Source organism: Streptomyces sp. NPDC001904 (assembly GCF_040297005.1).
Lineage (GTDB): Bacteria > Actinomycetota > Actinomycetes > Streptomycetales > Streptomycetaceae > Streptomyces.
Genome location: NZ_JBEOYI010000057.1, coordinates 1 through 18101, shown reverse-complemented (window position 1 = coordinate 18101; position 18101 = coordinate 1). Strand labels below are relative to the sequence as shown.

General features: G+C 72.5%; 17 protein-coding genes. 12 read left to right on the top strand and 5 right to left on the bottom strand.

Annotation, left to right across the window (positions count from 1 at the left end):
* Window positions 1-134 precede the first annotated feature (134 nt).
* Entirely contained in the window at window positions 135-1430 is a 1296-nt protein-coding gene (locus ABT127_RS38920; protein ID WP_351461219.1) for an ABC transporter substrate-binding protein, read from the bottom strand.
* Between the two features lie 117 nt (window positions 1431-1547).
* On the opposite strand from ABT127_RS38920, the gene ABT127_RS38915 reads away from it, so the two are divergent.
* A complete protein-coding gene (locus ABT127_RS38915; RefSeq protein WP_351461216.1) occupies window positions 1548-2048 on the top strand; it encodes an SCO4402 family protein in 501 nt (166 codons plus the stop codon).
* 70 nt (window positions 2049-2118) lie between these two features.
* Entirely contained in the window at window positions 2119-2997 is an 879-nt protein-coding gene (purU, locus tag ABT127_RS38910; protein ID WP_351461213.1) for a formyltetrahydrofolate deformylase, read from the top strand.
* A gap of 107 nt (window positions 2998-3104) precedes the next feature.
* Here the strand turns inward: purU and ABT127_RS38905 are convergent, their stop codons facing one another.
* Both ABT127_RS38905 and ABT127_RS38900 read right to left on the bottom strand, forming a co-directional pair.
* A complete protein-coding gene (locus ABT127_RS38905; RefSeq protein WP_351461210.1) occupies window positions 3105-4391 on the bottom strand; it encodes a zf-HC2 domain-containing protein in 1287 nt (428 codons plus the stop codon).
* On the bottom strand, window positions 4388-4963 hold the full coding sequence (locus ABT127_RS38900) for a sigma-70 family RNA polymerase sigma factor (protein ID WP_351461208.1): 576 nt from the start codon (window positions 4961-4963) through the stop codon (window positions 4388-4390). Before ABT127_RS38900 ends, ABT127_RS38905 begins: the two co-directional genes overlap by 4 nt.
* A 343-nt stretch (window positions 4964-5306) precedes the next feature.
* Here ABT127_RS38900 and ABT127_RS38895 point away from each other — a divergent pair, with 343 nt between their 5' ends.
* Together ABT127_RS38895 and ABT127_RS38890 are read left to right on the top strand one after the other, a co-directional pair.
* Window positions 5307-5687, top strand: coding sequence for an STAS domain-containing protein (locus ABT127_RS38895; RefSeq protein ID WP_351461205.1), 381 nt, complete (start codon window positions 5307-5309; stop codon window positions 5685-5687).
* A 143-nt stretch (window positions 5688-5830) separates the two neighbouring features.
* Entirely contained in the window at window positions 5831-6334 is a 504-nt protein-coding gene (locus ABT127_RS38890) for an EF-hand domain-containing protein (RefSeq protein ID WP_351461202.1), read from the top strand.
* A gap of 56 nt (window positions 6335-6390) precedes the next feature.
* On the opposite strand, the gene ABT127_RS38885 is transcribed toward ABT127_RS38890, so the two are convergent.
* A complete protein-coding gene (locus tag ABT127_RS38885) occupies window positions 6391-7926 on the bottom strand; it encodes a class I adenylate-forming enzyme family protein (RefSeq protein ID WP_351461199.1) in 1536 nt (511 codons plus the stop codon).
* A 159-nt stretch (window positions 7927-8085) separates the two neighbouring features.
* Here ABT127_RS38885 and ABT127_RS38880 point away from each other — a divergent pair, with 159 nt between their 5' ends.
* The 4 genes from ABT127_RS38880 (at window position 8086) to ABT127_RS38865 (ending at window position 12247) form a co-directional block, all read left to right on the top strand.
* Window positions 8086-9285 (top strand): amidohydrolase family protein, encoded by a 1200-nt coding sequence (locus ABT127_RS38880; protein ID WP_351461196.1) that lies wholly within the window; start codon window positions 8086-8088, stop codon window positions 9283-9285.
* Between the two features lie 5 nt (window positions 9286-9290).
* Window positions 9291-10430, top strand: coding sequence for an acyl-CoA dehydrogenase family protein (locus ABT127_RS38875; protein ID WP_351461194.1), 1140 nt, complete (start codon window positions 9291-9293; stop codon window positions 10428-10430).
* A gap of 7 nt (window positions 10431-10437) precedes the next feature.
* On the top strand, window positions 10438-11316 hold the full coding sequence (locus ABT127_RS38870) for an acyl-CoA dehydrogenase family protein (RefSeq protein ID WP_351461191.1): 879 nt from the start codon (window positions 10438-10440) through the stop codon (window positions 11314-11316).
* Window positions 11317-11758: 442 nt separating this feature from the next.
* Entirely contained in the window at window positions 11759-12247 is a 489-nt protein-coding gene (locus tag ABT127_RS38865; RefSeq protein WP_351461188.1) for an ATP-binding protein, read from the top strand.
* Between the two features lie 235 nt (window positions 12248-12482).
* On the opposite strand, the gene ABT127_RS38860 is transcribed toward ABT127_RS38865, so the two are convergent.
* Window positions 12483-13409, bottom strand: a complete 927-nt coding sequence (locus ABT127_RS38860; protein WP_351461185.1) for a cyclase family protein — start codon at window positions 13407-13409, stop codon at window positions 12483-12485.
* Between the two features lie 124 nt (window positions 13410-13533).
* On the opposite strand from ABT127_RS38860, the gene ABT127_RS38855 reads away from it, so the two are divergent.
* From ABT127_RS38855 to ABT127_RS38840, 4 genes are read left to right on the top strand one after another with little or no spacing between them, the layout of a single operon-like run.
* A complete protein-coding gene (locus ABT127_RS38855) occupies window positions 13534-14448 on the top strand; it encodes an SDR family oxidoreductase (protein ID WP_351461182.1) in 915 nt (304 codons plus the stop codon).
* A 17-nt stretch (window positions 14449-14465) separates the two neighbouring features.
* Entirely contained in the window at window positions 14466-15650 is a 1185-nt protein-coding gene (locus ABT127_RS38850) for an acyl-CoA dehydrogenase family protein (RefSeq protein WP_351461179.1), read from the top strand.
* Window positions 15647-16696 carry an alcohol dehydrogenase catalytic domain-containing protein gene (locus ABT127_RS38845; RefSeq protein ID WP_351461176.1) on the top strand — a complete coding sequence of 350 codons (1050 nt, stop codon included), beginning with the start codon at window positions 15647-15649 and terminating at the stop codon, window positions 16694-16696. Before ABT127_RS38850 ends, ABT127_RS38845 begins: the two co-directional genes overlap by 4 nt.
* Before the next feature lie 58 nt (window positions 16697-16754).
* Complete coding sequence (locus ABT127_RS38840) at window positions 16755-18014, top strand: MFS transporter (RefSeq protein WP_351461173.1); 1260 nt, start codon at window positions 16755-16757, stop codon at window positions 18012-18014.
* The last annotated feature ends 87 nt before the right edge of the window (window positions 18015-18101 follow it).

The window sequence follows — 18101 nt, the reverse complement described above, 5'->3', positions numbered from 1 at the left end:
GGTTTCCCCCCGCCCCCCCCCCCCGCCCCCCCCCCCCCGCCCCCCCCCCCCCCCGCGGCGCCCCCCCCCCCGCCCCCCCCCCCCCGGGGGGGGGGGGCCCCCCCCCCCCCCCCCCCCTTCTCCGTGTGCCGGTGTCAGTCCGCGTCCGCCAGGGTCTTCGTCACATCCACCGACGCGGAGCGCGTCGCCACCAGCCGCCCGCCGCGCACCTGCTGGAACGTGACCCGCGCGTTGACCAGCCGGGGGTACCCGACGGCCGCCGACATGTGGTCGAAGTCCCAGCGCAGCGGCGGTGTGAGGCCGCCCGTCGTGACCTTCAGGCCCTTGTCGAGGGTCCGGCGCACGGTGTCCGAGGTCACCTCGCCGTCGCCGATCGCCGCGACGACCTGCCGCAGCACGGTGTACGCGATCCAGGTGGTCTGCACGCCCGCGTCCGCCGGGTCGATCCGGTTGTCGCCGAAGGCCTTCTCGTTGATCGCCTTCTTCATCAGATCCCAGCGGCTGTCGCTCGTCGCCGGGTACCAGCCGGTCACGTACGCCCCTTCGTAGACGCTCCCCGCGCCGCCGGAGCGGTCGATGACCGACTGGTCGACGCTGCCGAGCACGCTGGCCGTGCGCACCTTCGGATAGGAGTCGCGCAGCCGGCGGAACGAGTCGAAGAACGTGTTCGTCCGCTCGCCGAGCGCGGCCACCACGCACCCCTCGCCGGTGGGCGCGGCGCTCGCCGTGCTCAGCGCCTCGACGGCCTGGGCGTTGTAGTCGGTGGCGTCCTCGGCGGCCCGCAGGTCGGTGGCGGCGGGGCGGTCGCGCAGGGCGAGGCCGGTGTTCATCAGGGAGACGAGTTCGTCGCCCGCGACGGTGTCGGGCCGGACCAGGACGGTGCGCGCGCACTCCCCGGCGAGCTGCTGCCCGTTCCCGGCGAGCAGCGCGGCCTGGCCGCCGTTGACCGGGTAGGACAGCGGGCTGGTGAACTCCGATTCGGACACCCCGTAGCCGCCTATGTAGGGGATGCCTGCCGATTCGAGCGGCGACATGAACGAACGCCCGTACTGGCTGTAGGAGCCGACGACGGCGACGGCGTGCTGCTCGACGGCCCTGCGGGCGCACTTCGCGGCGTCCACGCTGTCGTTGTGGTCGTTGCAGGTCAGCACCTTCAGCGGACGGCCGCCCAGTCCGCCGTTGGCGTTGATCCAGCGCGCGTACGCGTTGGCCACGGCCGGCATGCCCGGCTGGTTCGTCGCCCCGGTCTTCACCGGCGCCCAGGTCATCACGGTGACCGGCTGGTCGCCGGAGCCCCCCGTGACTCCGGCGACCAGCCCGCAGCCGGCGGCCAGGGTGGTGCCCGCGACGAGGGCGGAGACCTTCCCGAACAGGGCGAAGGTGCGTCTGACGGTGGTGGGGAGAGGGCGCCTGCGGCCCGTGCCGGTCATGATCCCGCACGATTCCTCCGCCTTCCCAACCGGGCGGTGACCAGCGGTCAACGTCCGGTGACGCGCAGGTGAATTACGGGGGCCGGTCGGCGCGTCCCGGGGCGGCACGTACGATCGATGACCGTGCAAAGCTCGGAGAAGTCTTCCCGCCGCGGCCGTCGCTCCACGAGGATGGACGGCATGCCACTCAACGACATGCCGTGGTGGCGCTGGCGCAGCAATGTGCGCTCCGCGCTGCACATGCTCTCCGACCCGTCCTTCCAGCAGGACGTCTGGCTGGCCGGTGTCGACGGGTACGGAGACGTGACCGACGCCGTGTACCGCCTCGTCGAGGACACCTGGCTGGACAACTGGTCGGCCGAGAAGTACATCGGAACGATCTTCCGGGACGAGCGGGAGGCGACGCTCGTCGACTCCGCGGTGCTCAAGGTGCTGCGGATCATGCACCAGGTCGGCCCCGACGCGCCCGTCTCCGTCTACCTCCAGCACGAGGCGTGGCCGGACGCGGTGCGCGCGGCCCGCGAGGCGCACGTCCAGCTGGCCACGGGCGACGGCGAGGAGCCCGACACGGCGCCGCGGACCCTGGAAGTGCTGCGGATCATGACGCGGGCCGCCTGAGCGTCCCGGTGCCTGTCCGACCACCGGGACAGTGGGTCGGGGAGAGGCGCGGTGTGCGAACCTTGCCCCTATGAACGCGCAGTCCGCAGCCGCCGCCGGTCCCGATCAGTACGTCCTCACGCTGTCCTGCCCCGACAAGCAGGGCATCGTGCACGCCGTGTCGAGCTATCTCTTCATGACCGGCTGCAACATCGAGGACAGCCAGCAGTTCGGCGACCACGACACCGGGCTGTTCTTCATGCGGGTCCACTTCAGCGCGGACGCCCCGGTGACGGCGGAGAAGCTGCGGGCCAGCTTCGCCGCGATCGGTGACTCGTTCCACATGGACTGGCAGATCCACCGGGCCTCGGACCGGATGAAGGTCGTCCTGATGGTCAGCAAGTTCGGCCACTGCCTGAACGACCTGCTCTTCCGGGCCCGGATCGGCGCGCTGCCCGTCGACATCGCCGCCGTCGTCTCCAACCACTCGGACTTCGCCGAGCTGGTCGCCTCGTACGACGTCCCCTTCCACCACATTCCCGTGACGAAGGACACCAAGGCCGCCGCCGAGGCGCAGGTTCTCGAACTGGTGCGGGCCGAGCAGGTCGAGCTCGTCGTGCTCGCCCGGTACATGCAGGTGCTCTCCGACGACCTGTGCAAGCAGCTCAGCGGGCGCATCATCAACATCCACCACTCGTTCCTGCCGAGCTTCAAGGGCGCCAAGCCGTATCACCAGGCGCACGCCCGGGGTGTGAAGCTGATCGGGGCGACGGCGCACTACGTGACCGCCGACCTGGACGAGGGGCCGATCATCGAGCAGGAGGTCGAGCGGGTCGGGCACGACGTCACGCCCGATCAGCTCGTCGCGATCGGGCGGGACGTGGAGTGCCAGGCGCTGGCGCGGGCCGTCAAGTGGCACGCCGAGCGCCGGATCCTGCTGAACGGCCGCCGCACGGTCGTCTTCGCCTAGCCGCGCCGCCGGGTCGTCTCTCGTGCGCGGCTTGCGCCGTGGCTGGTCGCGCGGTTCCCCGCGCCCCTGAGATGCGCACTGCGTGCGGCATCTCAGCACGGAGCGGGCTACATGCGGCTCAAGGATGCCGTGGCGCGGAGGACGTCGCGGATCGCCTGGCGGTCGCCCAGTTGGCCCGCCGCGGCTTCCTCCGGAGAGACATGCCCGGCGGCCAGACGGCAGAACTCCACGCCGTCCAGGGCGACATGCGCCACCTCGCGCTCGGCGGAGCCCACGCCGGTGGGCGAGTCGAGGGCGATCAGCCACTCGCCGCCCCCGGCCCCCTCGACCTCGAGCCGGAGACTGCGCCCGGGCACCTCGGCACCGACCGGCGCCGCGAGCCCGGCCTGCCGGCGCCCCGCGAGGGAGACGGGCAGCATCCGCGCGGCCAGATCGATCATCCGGTTCAGATGGCGCGGCGACGGAGCCGCGTACGGATAGTCGACGGCATCCGCGATGTCCCCGGCATGCACCCAGCACTCGAAGGCCCGGTCGATCATGGCGTCCCGCAGGGGGAGCGCGAAGTCCCCGTAGGAGACCGGAAGCTGCCCGGTGCCCCCGGCGCCCGACCCGTCCTCCCCGGCGAACGACACGGTACGGATCACGGCATGCGTCTGGTCCCGCCACGGCGCCCGCACGGCCCGCGTCGGCGGGACGTGCGAGGTCTTCCAGTACGCCTCGGTGCGCTCCAGCGGCCCGCGCCCCTCCCGGCCCGCGGGACCGGCCGGATCGTCCAGCCCGAGGGACCGGGCGACGAGGCCGTCGACGCAGGTGAGATGGGCGATGACCCCGGCGACGGTGGTCCTGCGGCTGATCTGCTCGTCGCCCTCGTACCAGCGCAGCCGCACCGGAGCGTGCCACTCCGGGTCGCCGAAGTCCTGGAGCAGGGCGTCGAGCCGGGCGGTCTCGGCGTCGTACGGGGTCGCCCAGGCGGGGACGGGGATGCGCGCGGGGCGCCGGGTGAGGCAGCCCTCCAGGACGCGGGCGCGGAGCATCGGGTCGAGGTCGAGGGACTCCTCGGGGTGCAGCAGCCCGACGGCGTCCCGCAGCCGCAGCGCCTCCTCGGCGCAGGTGCCGCACTCGCCGAGGTGGTCCTCGACGGCGACGGCCTCTTCCGGCGAGCAGGCGGCCAGCGCCCACGCGCCGAGCAGTGACTTGAGCACGCGGTGCTCCAGGACGAGCGGGACGGGTGCGGGTACGTCGGGCAGCGGGGCCCCGGTGTCCTCGACGGAGCTGCGCGGCGTCGGTATCCGGGGCGCCGCCTCCGCCGCGCCACCGGTCTGCCCCGGCCCGTCGGGCTCGTCGCCGAACGGGTCGTACGGGTCGTGGCGGTCCGGCCCGCCCGGCCCGCTCACGCCGGCCTCCCGTAGCCACCGCTGGGCGGGGTCCCGCTGTCGTGGGCCGTGGAGAGCAGTTGCAGCCCCAGGCGCAGCCGGCGGCGCGCCTCGTCCTCGGTGACGCCGAGGTCGGCGGCGGTCTGGCGGTAGTCACGGCGCTGGAAATAGGCCAGTTCGAGCGCGGCGCGCAGCGGGGCGGGCATGGACGTGACGATGTAGTCGGCGCGGGCGGCGGCGGAGGCGCGGCGCACCTTGCGCTCCAGGTCCTCGGTGGTGCCCCGGCCGCTGCGCAGGAGGGCCGCGGACTCGGTCTGCCGCAGCCGCTGCACGGCCTGCCGGTGGACGAGCGTGGCGATGAAGGAGCGCAGGGGGCCCGACTTGGGGTCGTAGGCCTCCGGGTTCTCCCAGATCTGGGTGAACACCTCGCGGGTGATCTGGTCCGCGGCGTCCTCGTCGTCCAGGACGCGGTGGGCCAGGCCGTGCACCAGGGATGCGAAACGGTCGTACAGCTCTCCGAGCGCCGCGGCCTCGCCGTGCGCCAGACGCTGCTGCATCCTCCGGTCCCAGCGGGACGGAGTGTCCTTGGGCATGGAGCCCCCTCACCGGCTGCCCTTGCGTACTGCTGCTTCTGCTGCTTTCCGAACTGCGTGCCTCTTACCCGAATGTAGTCCGCGTCACCGACAACGCACGCCCCTTTGCGGCATTGTGCGCCCCCGGCGGCCTCAGGTGATAAGGAGCCGGAACCCCGGTGGAGGTGCGTCGACGAGCGTCTGACCGTTTTGACTGTGAAGCGACCGGCTCGGTCTTAACAGCGTCATATGTGATAGGTGTGCGGGGGTGTTTCAGTGCGGTGCGGCCGGGCAGCCGCGCAGAAGAAACGTAGGCGAACATTCCGGATCTAGGCAGAAGTGAAGTGACGTCGAGCGAGAGGCGATGAGCGTGGTGCTCAAGGTGACCGAGGCGGCGCAGGGTGACTGGGCCGTCGTGCGGGCCTCCGGCGAGATGGACCTCGTGACGTCCCCGGCGCTGCGCCAGCAGGTGCACGACGCCGTCGCCGACGGACGGCACAGTGTCGTGCTCGACCTCTCCGAGGTGTTTTTCTGCGATTCCAGCGGGGTGGGCGTGCTGATAGCCGCCCGGCGGCTGATGCGCTCGTGCCAGGGGCGGCTGCGGCTGATCCTGCCCGCGCGCGGAGCCGAGGACGGTTCGCACGTGAACCGGGTGCTCGCGGCGCTCGGCGTGCGGCGGCTGTTCGAGGTGTACCCGGACGTGGCGGCGGCGGTCGACGACGACGCGCAGCCGCTGTCCGCGTAGCCGTCGTCCGTGCGGCGTGGGCCGGCATATGTCGCGGACCCTCTCCGGTCCTGCCGCAAACGTGCAGTTCGGGCCCCCTGCACCGCTGTTCGACGTACGCTCGCAGGCGTAGGACCCATCGACGTGAGAGGCGGCTCATCAGCATGGACGAGCGGAGGATCGCGGACCGGTTCGCCGGCTTCGACCAGGACGGCAACGGATACATCGACCGCGAGGACTTCTACGCCGCCGCGAAGGCGCTGCTCGCCGAGTTCGACGTCACGGCGCGCTGCGACAAGGGACAGGACCTGTTCGCCGGGGCCGAGGCGTTCTGGCAGGGCATGGCCGGGATCGCCGACGTCGACGGGGACCAGCGGGTCACCCGGGGCGAGTTCGTGACCGGGGCCGTGAAGCGGCTGCGGGACAGCCCGGAGCGGTTCGCCGAGATCGCGCGGCCGTTCCTGCGTGCCGCGATCGCTCTGGCCGAGCCGGACCGGGGTGACGGTGGTGTCGGGGTGGACGGTGCCGCGCGGGTGTTGCGGGCGCTCGGGGTCGAGGGCGGGGTTGCCGATCAGGCCGTCGCCTCGCTGGACGGGGACGGGGACGGGCGGGTCTCCGAGGACGAGGCCGTGCGGGGGTTCGCGCTGTACTTCACCGTGCCCGAGTGAATGGGTTCGTTGCCGGCTGACGGTCGGTGGGGCTTCTCGCGCAGTTCCCTGCGCCCCTAACGGGACGTGTAGCGCTCCCTGAGCTTGTACTTGAGGACCTTGCGCAGGGTGTCGTTGCGGGGGAGTTCCTCCACCGTCTCCAGTTGTTCCGGGAGCTTGAAGGTGGACAGGCCCTGGGCCCGTAGGTAGGCCACCGCCTCGGCGAGGGTCAACCCCGGTGTTCCGGGGCGCAGTTCCAGTACCGCGCAGACGCGTTCCCCCCGCTCCGGGTCCGGCAGGCCGATCACCGCCGCGTCCTGGACCGAGGGGTGGGCGTGCAGGAGGTCCTCGATCTCCTTCGCCGAGATGTTCTCGCCCTTGCGGATGATGATGTCCTTCGCCCGGCCGGTGAGCACCAGATGGCCGCTGGGCAGGACGTGGCCCAGGTCGCCGGTGACGAGGAAGCCGTCGGCGTCGAAGGCGTCCGCCGACTGCGCCGGGTCCAGATAGCCCTGGCAGACGGCCTCGCCGCGCAGCCGCACCGCGCCGTCGACACCGGCGGGGACCGGGGCACCGTCCGCGTCGACGATCCGGATCTCCATGCCCTCCGGCGGGCGGCCCTCCGTCGTCGCGAGGTTTTCCGCGGTGTCGTCCGGGGCGCCCATCGTGATCATCGGGACCTCGGTCATGCCGTAGCCGTGCGTGAGCTGGACCTCCATCTCGCGGACCACGCTGTGGTAGACCTCCGGCGGCTTCGGGGCGCCGCCGCCCGCGAGGAGCCGCAGCGTCGGGATCACCTTGTGGTCCGGGTCCTTGCGCTGCTCGGCCAGGAACATGGAGTAGAACGCCGTCGAGCCGCCCGCCACCGTCACCCCGTGCCGCCGGTACTCGGCCAGCGCCTCCGGCAGCGCGAACTGCTCGAACAGCACGGCGGGGAAGCCGTAGAGGAGCAGCATCACCGTGTAGTCGGGGCCCGCTATGTGCGCGTAGGGGAAGGCCATCGAGCCGACGTCCGACTCCGCGAGGTGCAGCGCGTGGGCCAGGCAGGAGCCGCCCACGATCAGCGAACGGTCCGTGTGCAGCACGCCCTTGGGGTCGGACGTCGTGCCCGAGGTCCAGTAGATCCAGCGGACGTCCGTGCCGGAGGCGGGCGGCGCGGGGAGCAGGGCGGGGTCGGCCTCCGGGAGGTTCTCGTACGCCTCGAAGACTCCCTTCGCGCCGAGGCGGTGGGCCATCTCCGTGTGGTCGAAGCCCCGCCAGACGCCGGGCGTCGCGAAGTACTCCGCCTTCGACTCGCGCAGCGCGAAGCCGACCTCGCGGTCCCGGTAGAACGGGATGACCGGCGTCTGGGTCGCGCCGATGCGGGCGAGCGCGAAGGTGAGCAGGGCCGTCTCGATGCGGGTGGGGAGCTGCCAGGCCACGACGGTGCCGGGGCGGATCCCGCGCTCGTGGAGGCCGGCCGCCACCCGCTCGGCCCGGTCGCGCAGCTCCCCGAAGGTCAGGACGCGGTCGCCCTGGAGGAACACCGGGCGGTCGGGGGTCAGGGCGGCGCGGCGCTCGACCAGTTCCCAGAGCGTGCGGGAGTCGCCCAGGGCGTGTGCGGTGTCCGTCATCTGCGTACCCTTCCGAGCCGGCATCGTAACTGACGACCTGTCAGATGTGAGGGAGAGCGTAAGTCCGTGCTTCTTGTCGGTCCAGGGGTGCGGGGCTAGCCTGATATCTGACGGGTCATCAGAAACGTTCTGATCGTTCGGTGGAGGGGCTCAGCACTCATGACGGAACTGCCGCGCATCGTCAGCGTCGACGACCATGTGATCGAACCGGCCCACCTCTTCGAGACCTGGCTGCCCGCCAAGTACCGCGACAAGGGCCCCAAGCCGCTCACCGCCGGGATCGGCGAACTCGCGTACGTGGCGGGCAAGTACCAGATCACGATGGACCCCGACGGACCGCCCACCGACTGGTGGATCTACGAGGACCTGAAGTTCCCGTACAAGCGCAACATCGCGGCCGTCGGCTTCGACCGGGACGACATGACGCTGGAGGGGATCACCCGCGAGGAGATGCGGCGGGGGTGCTGGGACCCCAAGGCCCGGCTCGACGACATGGACCTCAACCACGTCGAGGCGAGCCTGTGCTTCCCGACCTTCCCCCGCTTCTGCGGGCAGACCTTCGCCGAGGCGCACGACAAGGAAGTGGCCCTGGCCTGCGTGCGCGCCTACAACGACTGGATGGTCGACGAGTGGTGCGGGGACAGCGGCGGGCGGCTGATCCCGCTCTGCATCATCCCGCTGTGGGACATCGACCTCGCCGTCGCCGAGATCCGGCGCAACGCCGCACGCGGGGTGCGGGCCGTGACGTTCTCCGAGATCCCCACCTACCTCGGCCTGCCGTCGATCCACTCCGGGTACTGGGACCCCTTCTTCGCCGTGTGCCAGGAGACCGGGACCGTCGTGAACATGCACATCGGGTCCTCCTCCCAGATGCCCGCCGCGTCCCCCGACGCGCCGCCCGCCGTCCAGGCCTCGCTCAGCTTCAACAACGCCATGGCCTCGATGATGGACTTCCTCTTCAGCGGCGTCCTGGTGAAGTTCCCGACGCTCAAACTCGCCTACAGCGAGGGCCAGATGGGCTGGATCCCGTACGCGCTCGAACGCGCCGACGACGTCTGGGAGGAGCACCGGGCGTGGGGCGGGGTGCGCGACCTCATCCCCGAGCCGCCGTCGACGTACTACTACCGGCAGATGTTCTGCTGCTTCTTCCGCGACAAGCACGGCGTCGCCTCGCTGGACGTCGTCGGGCGGGACAACGCGACCTTCGAGACCGACTACCCGCACGTCGACTCGACCTTCCCGAACACCAAGGAGGTCGCCCTCGACCACGTCAAGGGCCTCGACGACGAGACCGTCTACAAGCTGATGCGCGGCAACGCCATCCGCATGCTCGGCCTCGACCTGGACAGGGACCGGTAGCACCCGTGGACCTCACGTACACCGACGAGGAGGAGGAGTTCCGGGCGCGGCTGCGGGAGTGGCTGGGCGGGGTGCTGCCCACGCTGCCGCCCAAGCCGTCGCCCGGCGACTGGCCGGGACGGCGTGCCTACGACACCGGCTGGCAGCGGCGGCTGTACGACGCCGGGTACGGGGACGTGCACTGGGACGCCTCGCCGACCACCCGGCTGATCTTCCTGGAGGAGACCGAGCGGGCGGGCGCCCCGTACGTCGGCGCGAACTTCGTGGGACTGCTGCACGCGGGCCCGACCATCGCCGCCGAGGGCACCGCCGCGCAGCGCGAGCGGTGGCTGACGCCGGTGCTGCGCGGGGACGAGGTGTGGTGCCAGGGGTTCAGCGAGCCCGGCGCCGGATCCGACCTGGCGTCCCTGCGGACGAAGGCGGTGCGCGACGGCGACGCGTACGTCGTCAGCGGCTCGAAGATCTGGACCTCGCACGCCGAGGTCGCCGACTGGTGCGAGCTGCTCGTGCGCACCGACCCGGACGCGGCCAAGCACCGGGGGATCAGCTGGCTGGCCATGCCCATGGACACGCCGGGCATCACCGTACGGCCGCTGCGCACGCTGGCCGGCCCGACGGAGTTCGCGGAGATGTTCCTCGACGAGGTGCGGGTGCCGGTCGGCAACCGGGTCGGCGAGGAGAACGACGGCTGGCGGGTGACCATGGTGACCCTGTCGTTCGAGCGGGGGACCGCCTTCGTGGGGGAGGTCGTCGCCTGCCGCCGGGTCCTCGGCGAACTGGCCGCCCACGCCAAGAAGAACGGGCGGTGGGACGACGCGGTGCTGCGCCGCGAACTGGCACTGCTGACGGCGGAGTTCGGCGCGCTGTGGCGGCTCACCCAGTGGAACGTGAGCGAGGCCCAGGCGAGCGGCGGCGTCCCCGGGGTCGGCGGGTCCGTCTTCAAGCTGCGCTACTCGCACGCCCGCCAGCGGCTCTACGACGTCGCCGCCGGGGTGCTGGGCGGCGCGGGCGCCCTGGACGCCGGGCACGAGTGGACCCTCGACCGGCTGTCGTCGCTGTCGTACACCATCGCCGCCGGTACCTCGCAGATCCAGCGGAACATCGTCGCCGAGCGCATCCTCGGCCTTCCCAAGGGCGGACGGTGAGCGGGCCGTGCACTTCCAACTGAGCGAGGATCAGCGGGCCTTGCGGGACGGCATGCGCGCGCTGCTGGCCGGACGGTTCGGGCGCGAGAAGCTCCGGGCGTCCGTCGATGCGGCCGCGACCGCGCCGGTGCTCGACCGGGAGCTGTGGCGCGAGCTGGGCGCGGCCGGGCTCTTCGGCCTGTGCCTGCCGGAGGAGTCGGGCGGCGTCGGGCTCGGCCTCGCGGACGCGGTGCTGGTCTTCGAGGAGTGCGGCCGGGCGCTGGTGCCGGGGCCGCTGGTGGCCACCTTCCTCGCGGCGGGCGAGGTCCCGGGCGCCGCGTCGGGCGAGGCGGTCGTCACGGCGCCGTACAACGGGCTCGTGCCGTGGCTCGACGCGGCGGACGTGGTGCGCGGCGACACGGCGGGCGCCGAACCGCTGACGGCACCGGTCGACCCGCTCACCCCGCTGCACCGGGTGCCGGGCGGCGGGCGGACGCGGCCACCGTGGCGGGCCACCCTGCTGTACGCGGCCGAGCAGCTCGGTTCGGCCGGCCGCACCCTCGACATGGCGGTTCAACACGCCCGGGAACGCGAGCAGTTCGGACAGCCCGTCGGGGCCTTCCAGGCAGTGAAACATCTGTGCGCAGAGGTGCTCGTACGGGTCGAAGTCGCCCGTGCGGCGGTGTACGCGGCGGCCGTGACCGGTGACCCGGTCGAGGTCGCCGCGGCCGAGCTGCTCGCCGACGAGGCCGCCGTCCAGGGGGCCCGCGACTGCCTCCAGGTGCACGGCGGCATGGGCTTCACCTGGGAGGGAGACGTGCATCTGCACCTGAAGCGGGCCTGGACGCGGGCCGAGTTGGCCGGCCGGGCGCGGGACGCGGAGGAGACGCTCGCGGCGTCGCTGTGACACTCGGGCGGCACGCCCTGAGGAGAGATGTACGCACAGTGACGGCGTGTTGATATCGGGTTGTGTCCTTCGCGGGGCTCGTCACGCCCCGGAGTCGGTCTCCGGCTCCGGTACCTTGTGGCAGATGCGAGTGGTGCTGAAGCCGGGCGACAGTGCCGGTGTTGCCTCCGAGGCGGCTCCGGGGCGGCGGATGCGCGCCGATCGCAGCCCATGGCGGTGCATCACGCCCGCCTGTTCGACCCCCCGCAAGGCGCGTCGCACAGTATGCCGCACGGGTACTCCTTCGCGCTGGAATATGCCCGAAGCGCTTGTTGGGGTGACTGTACGTCAACCATGCTGTACGGCAAGGGGGTCACGGTCCGTGATCTTCCGCAAGTGTCGGCAAGGTCAGCGGCGCGAGGCAGAACTCCAACGGTCCCGCCGGATTCGGATGGTGTGAGCGGTGCAGGTGCTTCAGGTTCAACTGGAGGTCGGGGCCGACCCCGCTGAGGTGGGGCGGGCCCGCAGGTGGGCGCGGCAGTGTCTCACCGGCTCGGGCGTGGATCCCGACGAGCCGGCCGCCGAGACGATGATCCTGCTCGTCTCCGAGCTGGTGACCAATGCCGTGGTGCACACCGGCCGGCCGGCCGTGCTCCGGATGGTGCTGCCCTGTGCGGGGGGAGCGTGTCCCGGCACGGTGCGGGTGGAGGTCGCCGACTCCAGTGCCCGGCCGCCCGCGCCCCGGCACGCCGCGGGTGAGGAGACGAACGGGCGGGGACTCGAACTCGTCGACGGTCTCGCCGACCGGTGGGGCTGGCGGGCCGAGGGCACGGGCAAGGCCATCTGGTGCGAGATCGACCGCTGCGCCTCCGCCGCCGGGCTCGGCTGGTCGGCGGGCACCGGGGCCTCTGCGCCGGGTGCGCTCCGTCCCAGTGCTTCTGTGAGCGCCTGAAGATTGTGCGCATTAACCGCAAATACCCGTACGGCTGTTGACGTGGCGTGTCCGTTTAGTCACGCTTGTGGGTGGCGATTCGCCGCGAGGGGACGTCGAGGGCCCTTGTGACGGGGGCCCTCGGCGAGAAATCCGGGCTCGCCTCGGTGGGTGCTGGTTCGTCATCGGGTGTCGCCCTCGTCATGGCTGGTCGCGCAGTTCCCCGGGCCCCTGGAGTCGCCCCTCCGGGGCTCGATCAGAAGATGGCCACCGGGGACACCGGAGTTCCCGTCGCGCCCACGAAGGGCTCCGGCATCGCCGAGAGCAGGAAGCTGTGGCGGGCCAGCTCTCCACAGGCTGTGGACAGAGATTCCAGATTCCAGTTCTGGCCCTGGAGCATGCCCATCTCGACCAGGTCGAGGGCGTGCACCGGGAGCCACAGGTCCTCGATCTCCGGCGGGAAGATCTCGAAGGTCAGGGTGTCGTTGGCGACCGCCGCCACGTCGCGGGCACGGAACCACTCGGGGGTACGCACCGACAGACCCGGCGAGGGGTAGCCGTAGCCGTGCTTGTCGCCCGCCAGGTACACCTGGATCTGGCCGGTGCGGACCAGGACGATGTCGCCGGCCCGTACCTCCACGCGGCCGAACTCGGCCGCCTCGTCGAGATCCTGGGGGGTGACCGCATGGTCCCCGGGGAGCCGGTCCAGGCCCTTCGCCGCCGCCACGTCGAGCAGGACACCGCGCGAGACGATGTACGGGGCCTTGTCGATGCCGCCGAACTCGGCGCCGCCGTGGGCGGTGATGGTGTCCGCCGGGCGGCCGTTGTAGAGGCGGCCCGAGTGCGAGACGTGCGTGAGGGCGTCCCAGTGGGTGGCCGCCTGGAGGCCCATGGTCACCGCGTCGTCGCTGCACGCCACCGTGCCGGGGCCGAAGATCTCCTGGTTGATCTGCACCATCGAGTGCAGCGGGTTGATCCGGCCCGGGATCAGGCCCGACTGGACCCCGTCCTCCTTCAGAGGGAGCGCGAGGGGCACGCGGCGGCCCGTGCGGACCTCGGCGGCGGCCTCCCGGACGACCTCGTCGGTGACGAGGTTGAGGGTGCCGATCTCGTCGGCCTCTCCCCAACGCCCCCAGTTGTTCACGCGTTTGGCGATGTCGTGGAACTCGGCGGGCAGGGGCATCGGGCCTCCCGGGTGTTGTGTGCTGTTGTGCGTCAGGTCTTGTGTTCCCGTATCTGACGGGTCGTAGAATCCGTCCGAAGGCAAAATCTAACGGGTCGTCAGAAACCGCGGGAAGGGGCCGGGCATGGGGAACTTCTTGGCAGGCAAGGTCGTCGCCGTGACGGGGGCGGGGCGCGGCATCGGGCGGGCCGTGGCGCTCGCGTGCGCCGCCGAGGGCGCCAGGGTCGTCGTCAACGACTACGGGGTGTCGATCGAGGGCGGCGAGCCGACGTCCGAGGTCGCGCTCGGCGTCGTCAAGGAGATCGAGGCGGCCGGCGGGGAGGCCGTCGCCGTCGCCGACGACGTGTCGACCATGGCCGGCGGGCAGCGCGTCGTGGACACGGCCGTGGAGGCGTACGGGCGGATCGACGGGGTGGTGTGCGTCGCCGGGATCCTGCGCGAGCGGATGCTCTTCAACATGTCCGAGGAGGAGTGGGACCCCGTCGTCGCCACCCACCTGAAGGGCACGTTCACCGTGTTCCGGGCCGCCTCCGCCGTCATGCGCCGGCAGGGCACCGGCACCCTCGTCGGCTTCACCAGCGGCAACCACCAGGGGTCGGTCGCCCAGGCCAACTACAGCTCGGCCAAGGGCGGCATCATCTCGCTGGTGCGCAGCGCCGCGCTCGGGCTGCACAAGTACGGGGTGACCGCCAACGCCGTGGCCCCTGTGGCCCGTACGCGCATGTCGGCGAACGTCCCCATGACGCTGAAGGAGATCGGGGAGCCCGAGGACGTCGCGGCGTTCGTCGTCTACCTGCTCAGCGACCGGGCCCGCGAGGAGAGGATCACCGGCCAGGTGTACACCGTGGCGGGGCCGAAGATCGCCGTGTGGGCGCAGCCGCGGGAGCTGCGCGCCGGGTACGCCGAGAGCGGGTCCTGGACCCCCGAGCGGATCGCCGACTTCCTCCCCGGCGCCGTCGGCACCGACCCGATGCCGCTGCTCGCCCAGCTGGAGGAGATGGCGCGGGCGGCCGCCGCCAAGGAACGGCCCAACCAGTAGAGGACGGGGTGGCGGGCGTGGAGTTCGGGTTCGGGCACGACGACGAGACCTTCCGGAGCGAGGCGCGGGCCTGGCTGACCGAGCACATCCGGGCGCATCCCGGGATCGCCGGGCGCGGCGGCCCCGGCAGCGAGCACGAGGCGGCCGCCGAACGACGCGCCTGGGAGCGGGAGCTGGGCTCCGGCGGCTGGATCGGACTCGGCTGGCGGGAGGGCGGCCACGGCAACCGCGTCGCGACCCTCACCCAGCAGGTGGTGTGGGCCGAGGAGTACGCGCGGGTGCGGGCACCGGGCCGCTACGGGCACATCGGCGAGAACCTGCTCGCCCCCACCCTGCTCGCCCACGGCACCGAGGAGCAGCGCCGCCGCTTCCTGCCGCCGATCGCCCGCGGCGAGGAGCTGTGGTGCCAGGGGTACAGCGAACCCGGCGCGGGCTCCGACCTGGCCTCGCTGCGCACCGCGGCCGCGCGGGACGGCGACGGGCGGTGGCGGGTCAGCGGCCAGAAGGTGTGGACCTCGCTCGCGCACCAGGCCGACTGGTGTTTCGTGCTGGCCAGGACCGAGCCCGGCTCGCGGCGCCACCACGGGCTCTCCTTCCTCCTGGTCCCCATGGACCAGCCCGGCCGCATCGACGTACGGCCCATCCAGCAGCTCACCGGCACCAGCGAGTTCAACGAGGTGTTCTTCGACGGGGCCGTCGCCGCGGACGTGGTGGGCGGGGAGGGCGACGGCTGGCGGGTCGCCATGGGGCTGCTCGGCTTCGAGCGCGGGGTGTCCACGCTGGCCCAGCAGGTCGGCTTCCAGGAGGAGTTGAACGCCGTCGTCCGCGACGCGGTCGCCTCCGGCGCGGTACGGGACCCGGTGCTCGCGGACCGCGTCGTGCGGCTCTGGGCCGAGCTGCGGACCATGCGGTGGAACGCGCTGCGCACCCTCGGCGGCGCCGAGGACGCGGGCGCCCCGAGCGTCGCCAAGCTGCTGTGGGGCGGCTGGCACCAGCGGCTCGGGGAGCTGGCGCTGCGGGTGCGGGGCGCCGCCGCGGCCGCCGGGCCGCGCGACTGGGCGCCCGACGCGCCGTACGAACTCGACGAACAGCAGCGGCTGTTCCTGTTCAGCCGGGCCGACACCGTCTACGGCGGCTCGGACGAGATCCAGCGCACGATCATCGCCGAGCGCGTGCTCGGCCTGCCCAGGGAGGCGTTGTGAGGGGTGTGGTGTTCGACGGTCGGCAGACCGTCGTGGTCGACGACCTGGAGATACGGGACCCGGGACCCGGGGAGGTGCTGGTGGCCGTCGCCGCGGCCGGGCTGTGCCACAGCGACCTGTCGGTGATCGACGGGACCATCCCGTTCCCGCGGCCCGTCGTCCTCGGGCACGAGGGCGCCGGAGTGGTGGCGGCCGTGGGGGCGGGGGTGACCCATGTGGTGCCCGGCGACCACGTCTCGCTGTCCACCCTCGCCAACTGCGGCACCTGCGCCGAGTGCGACCGCGGGCGGCCGACCATGTGCCGGCGGGCGATCGGGAGGCCGCAGCAGCCGTTCTCGCGGGGCGGGGAGCCGCTGTACCAGTTCGCGTCGAACTCGGCGTTCGCCGAGCGGACCGTGGTGAAGGCCGTCCAGGCGGTCAAGATCCCGAAGGAGATCCCGCTGACGTCCGCCGCGCTGATCGGGTGCGGGGTGCTGACCGGGGTCGGCGCCGTGCTCAATCGGGCGCGGGTCGACCGCGGGGACTCCGTCGTCGTCATCGGCACCGGCGGCGTCGGGCTCAACGTGCTGCAAGGGGCCCGTATCGCGGGGGCGTTGAAGATCGTCGCCGTGGACTCCAACCCGGCGAAGGAGGAGGTGGCGCGGCAGTTCGGCGCGACCGAGTTCCTGACCGACGTGGCGGCCGTGCGCGAGGTGCTGCCCGACGGTGCCGACCACGTCTTCGAGTGCGTGGGACGGGTGGAGCTGGTGCGCGCCGCCATCGATCTGCTCGACCGGCACGGGCAGGCCGTGCTGCTCGGGATGCCGGCCGCCGACGCCGAGGCGTCGTTCGTGCCCGCCGCGCTGTTCCTGGACAAGTCGGTCCTCGGATGCCGGTACGGGTCGTCGCGGCCGCAGCGCGACATCCGTCTGTACGCCGATCTCTACGCCGAAGGGCGTCTGCTGCTCGACGAGTTGGTGACGCAGACGTATCCGGTCGAGGACTTCGGCAAGGCGGTGGCCGACGCCGAGGCGGGGCGGGTGGCGCGGGGGGTGCTGACGTTCTGAGCGGCTTCCCGCCGCTGCGGGGTGGGGCGTTGACGGTGGCCGCCCTTAACGTCGGGGGATGAGCTACCGCCTGTTGTTCCGCGAGTCCGGCACGTCCGTACCGACCTGGGCCCTCGTGGCCGTCGGCGCGCGGATGCCGGTCGCCATGGCGCCGCTCGCGCTCGTCCTCCTCGTGCGGGAGCGGCCCGGTGGCTACACGCTGGGCGCGGTGCTCGCCGCCGTGTACGTCGTCGGGGAGATTGTCGGCGCGCCGCTGCTCGGCACCCGGATGCGGGCCGACCGGGCCCGGCCCCAGCTGGCGGCCGGGCTCGCGGTGGGCGCGTGCGGGTTCGGCGCGCTCGGGGTGCTGCCCGGGGCGCCGCCCGTGCTGCTCGGGGTGTTCGCCTTCGTCGCGGGGGCGGCGCCCGCTGCCGCGCCGGGCGGGCTGCGGGCGCTGCTGACCGCGCTGGCGCCGGAGCGGGCCGTCCAGCAGGCGATGTCGTTCGAGTCGATGCTGACGTTCGGGGTGTGGGCGCTGGCTCCCGCCGCGACGGCCTGGCTCGCGCTGTCCGTGGCGCCGTGGGTGCCGCTGCTGCTCGCCTGCGGGCTGATGGCGCTCTCCGTGCCGGGGCTGTGGCTGCTGCCGGCCGGGTGGGCGGCCGGTGGCGATGCGGGACGGCGGCCGGGCGTCAGGGTGCTGATGCGGGCCTGGCCCGTGTACGTCACCGGGGCGGCGAGCCTGTCGCTGCTCGCCATGGCGGAGCTGATCCTGCCCGCGCTCCTTGAGCAGCGGGGCTTCGGGGTGGGCCTCGCCGGGCCGCTGCTCGCCGGATTCTCCGTCGGGTCGGCGGTCGGGGCGTTCGTGTACGGGCTGCGGGCGTGGCCGGGGCGGCTGCCGACGCAGGGGCTCGTGCTGGTGCTCGGCGTCTCGGGGTGTGTGGCCGGGGTCGCTCTGGTGCCGTGGGCGGGGGTGATCGCGGTGGGGCTCGTGGTGGCCGGGGTGTTGCAGGCCGGGGCGATGCTGACGCGGAATCTGATGCTGCGGGAGGTGCTGCCGCCGGGGGCGCTGGCGGCGGGGTACTCCGTCATGTACGCGGCTGTGGGGGCCGGGTATGCGGGGAGCGGGTCTTTGGCGGGGGTGTTGTTGCGGGTGGTGTCGCCCGGTGGGGCGGTGCTTTCGGGGGTGGGGGTGACTGTGGTGCTCGGGGTTGTGGGGTTCTGGGGGGAGCGGCGGTCGCGTGGGGCGGCGGGGATCGACGGAGAGTTCCCCGCGCCCCTGAAACCCGTGGTCACGCGCGGGTCGCGTCGTGGCTGGTCGCGCAGTTCCCCGCGCCCCTGACAGGCCTAACCCCGCGTGAGCAGGAGGCGATGGGAGGTCGAAGGTACCTATCCAACAGCGGCTCATGCCAGGGTGACGGTCATGCCG

Bases quoted from the DNA above. Each gene is read 5' to 3' on its own strand.
- ABT127_RS38920 (WP_351461219.1), bottom strand. From the start codon at position 1,430: ATGACCGGCACGGGCCGCAGGCGCCCTCTCCCCACCACCGTCAGACGC.
- ABT127_RS38915 (WP_351461216.1), top strand. From the start codon at position 1,548: ATGACCGTGCAAAGCTCGGAGAAGTCTTCCCGCCGCGGCCGTCGCTCC.
- purU (WP_351461213.1), top strand. From the start codon at position 2,119: ATGAACGCGCAGTCCGCAGCCGCCGCCGGTCCCGATCAGTACGTCCTC.
- ABT127_RS38900 (WP_351461208.1), bottom strand. From the start codon at position 4,963: ATGCCCAAGGACACTCCGTCCCGCTGGGACCGGAGGATGCAGCAGCGT.
- ABT127_RS38895 (WP_351461205.1), top strand. From the start codon at position 5,307: ATGAGCGTGGTGCTCAAGGTGACCGAGGCGGCGCAGGGTGACTGGGCC.
- ABT127_RS38890 (WP_351461202.1), top strand. From the start codon at position 5,831: ATGGACGAGCGGAGGATCGCGGACCGGTTCGCCGGCTTCGACCAGGAC.
- ABT127_RS38885 (WP_351461199.1), bottom strand. From the start codon at position 7,926: ATGACGGACACCGCACACGCCCTGGGCGACTCCCGCACGCTCTGGGAA.
- ABT127_RS38880 (WP_351461196.1), top strand. From the start codon at position 8,086: ATGACGGAACTGCCGCGCATCGTCAGCGTCGACGACCATGTGATCGAA.
- ABT127_RS38860 (WP_351461185.1), bottom strand. From the start codon at position 13,409: ATGCCCCTGCCCGCCGAGTTCCACGACATCGCCAAACGCGTGAACAAC.
- ABT127_RS38855 (WP_351461182.1), top strand. From the start codon at position 13,534: ATGGGGAACTTCTTGGCAGGCAAGGTCGTCGCCGTGACGGGGGCGGGG.
- ABT127_RS38840 (WP_351461173.1), top strand. From the start codon at position 16,755: ATGAGCTACCGCCTGTTGTTCCGCGAGTCCGGCACGTCCGTACCGACC.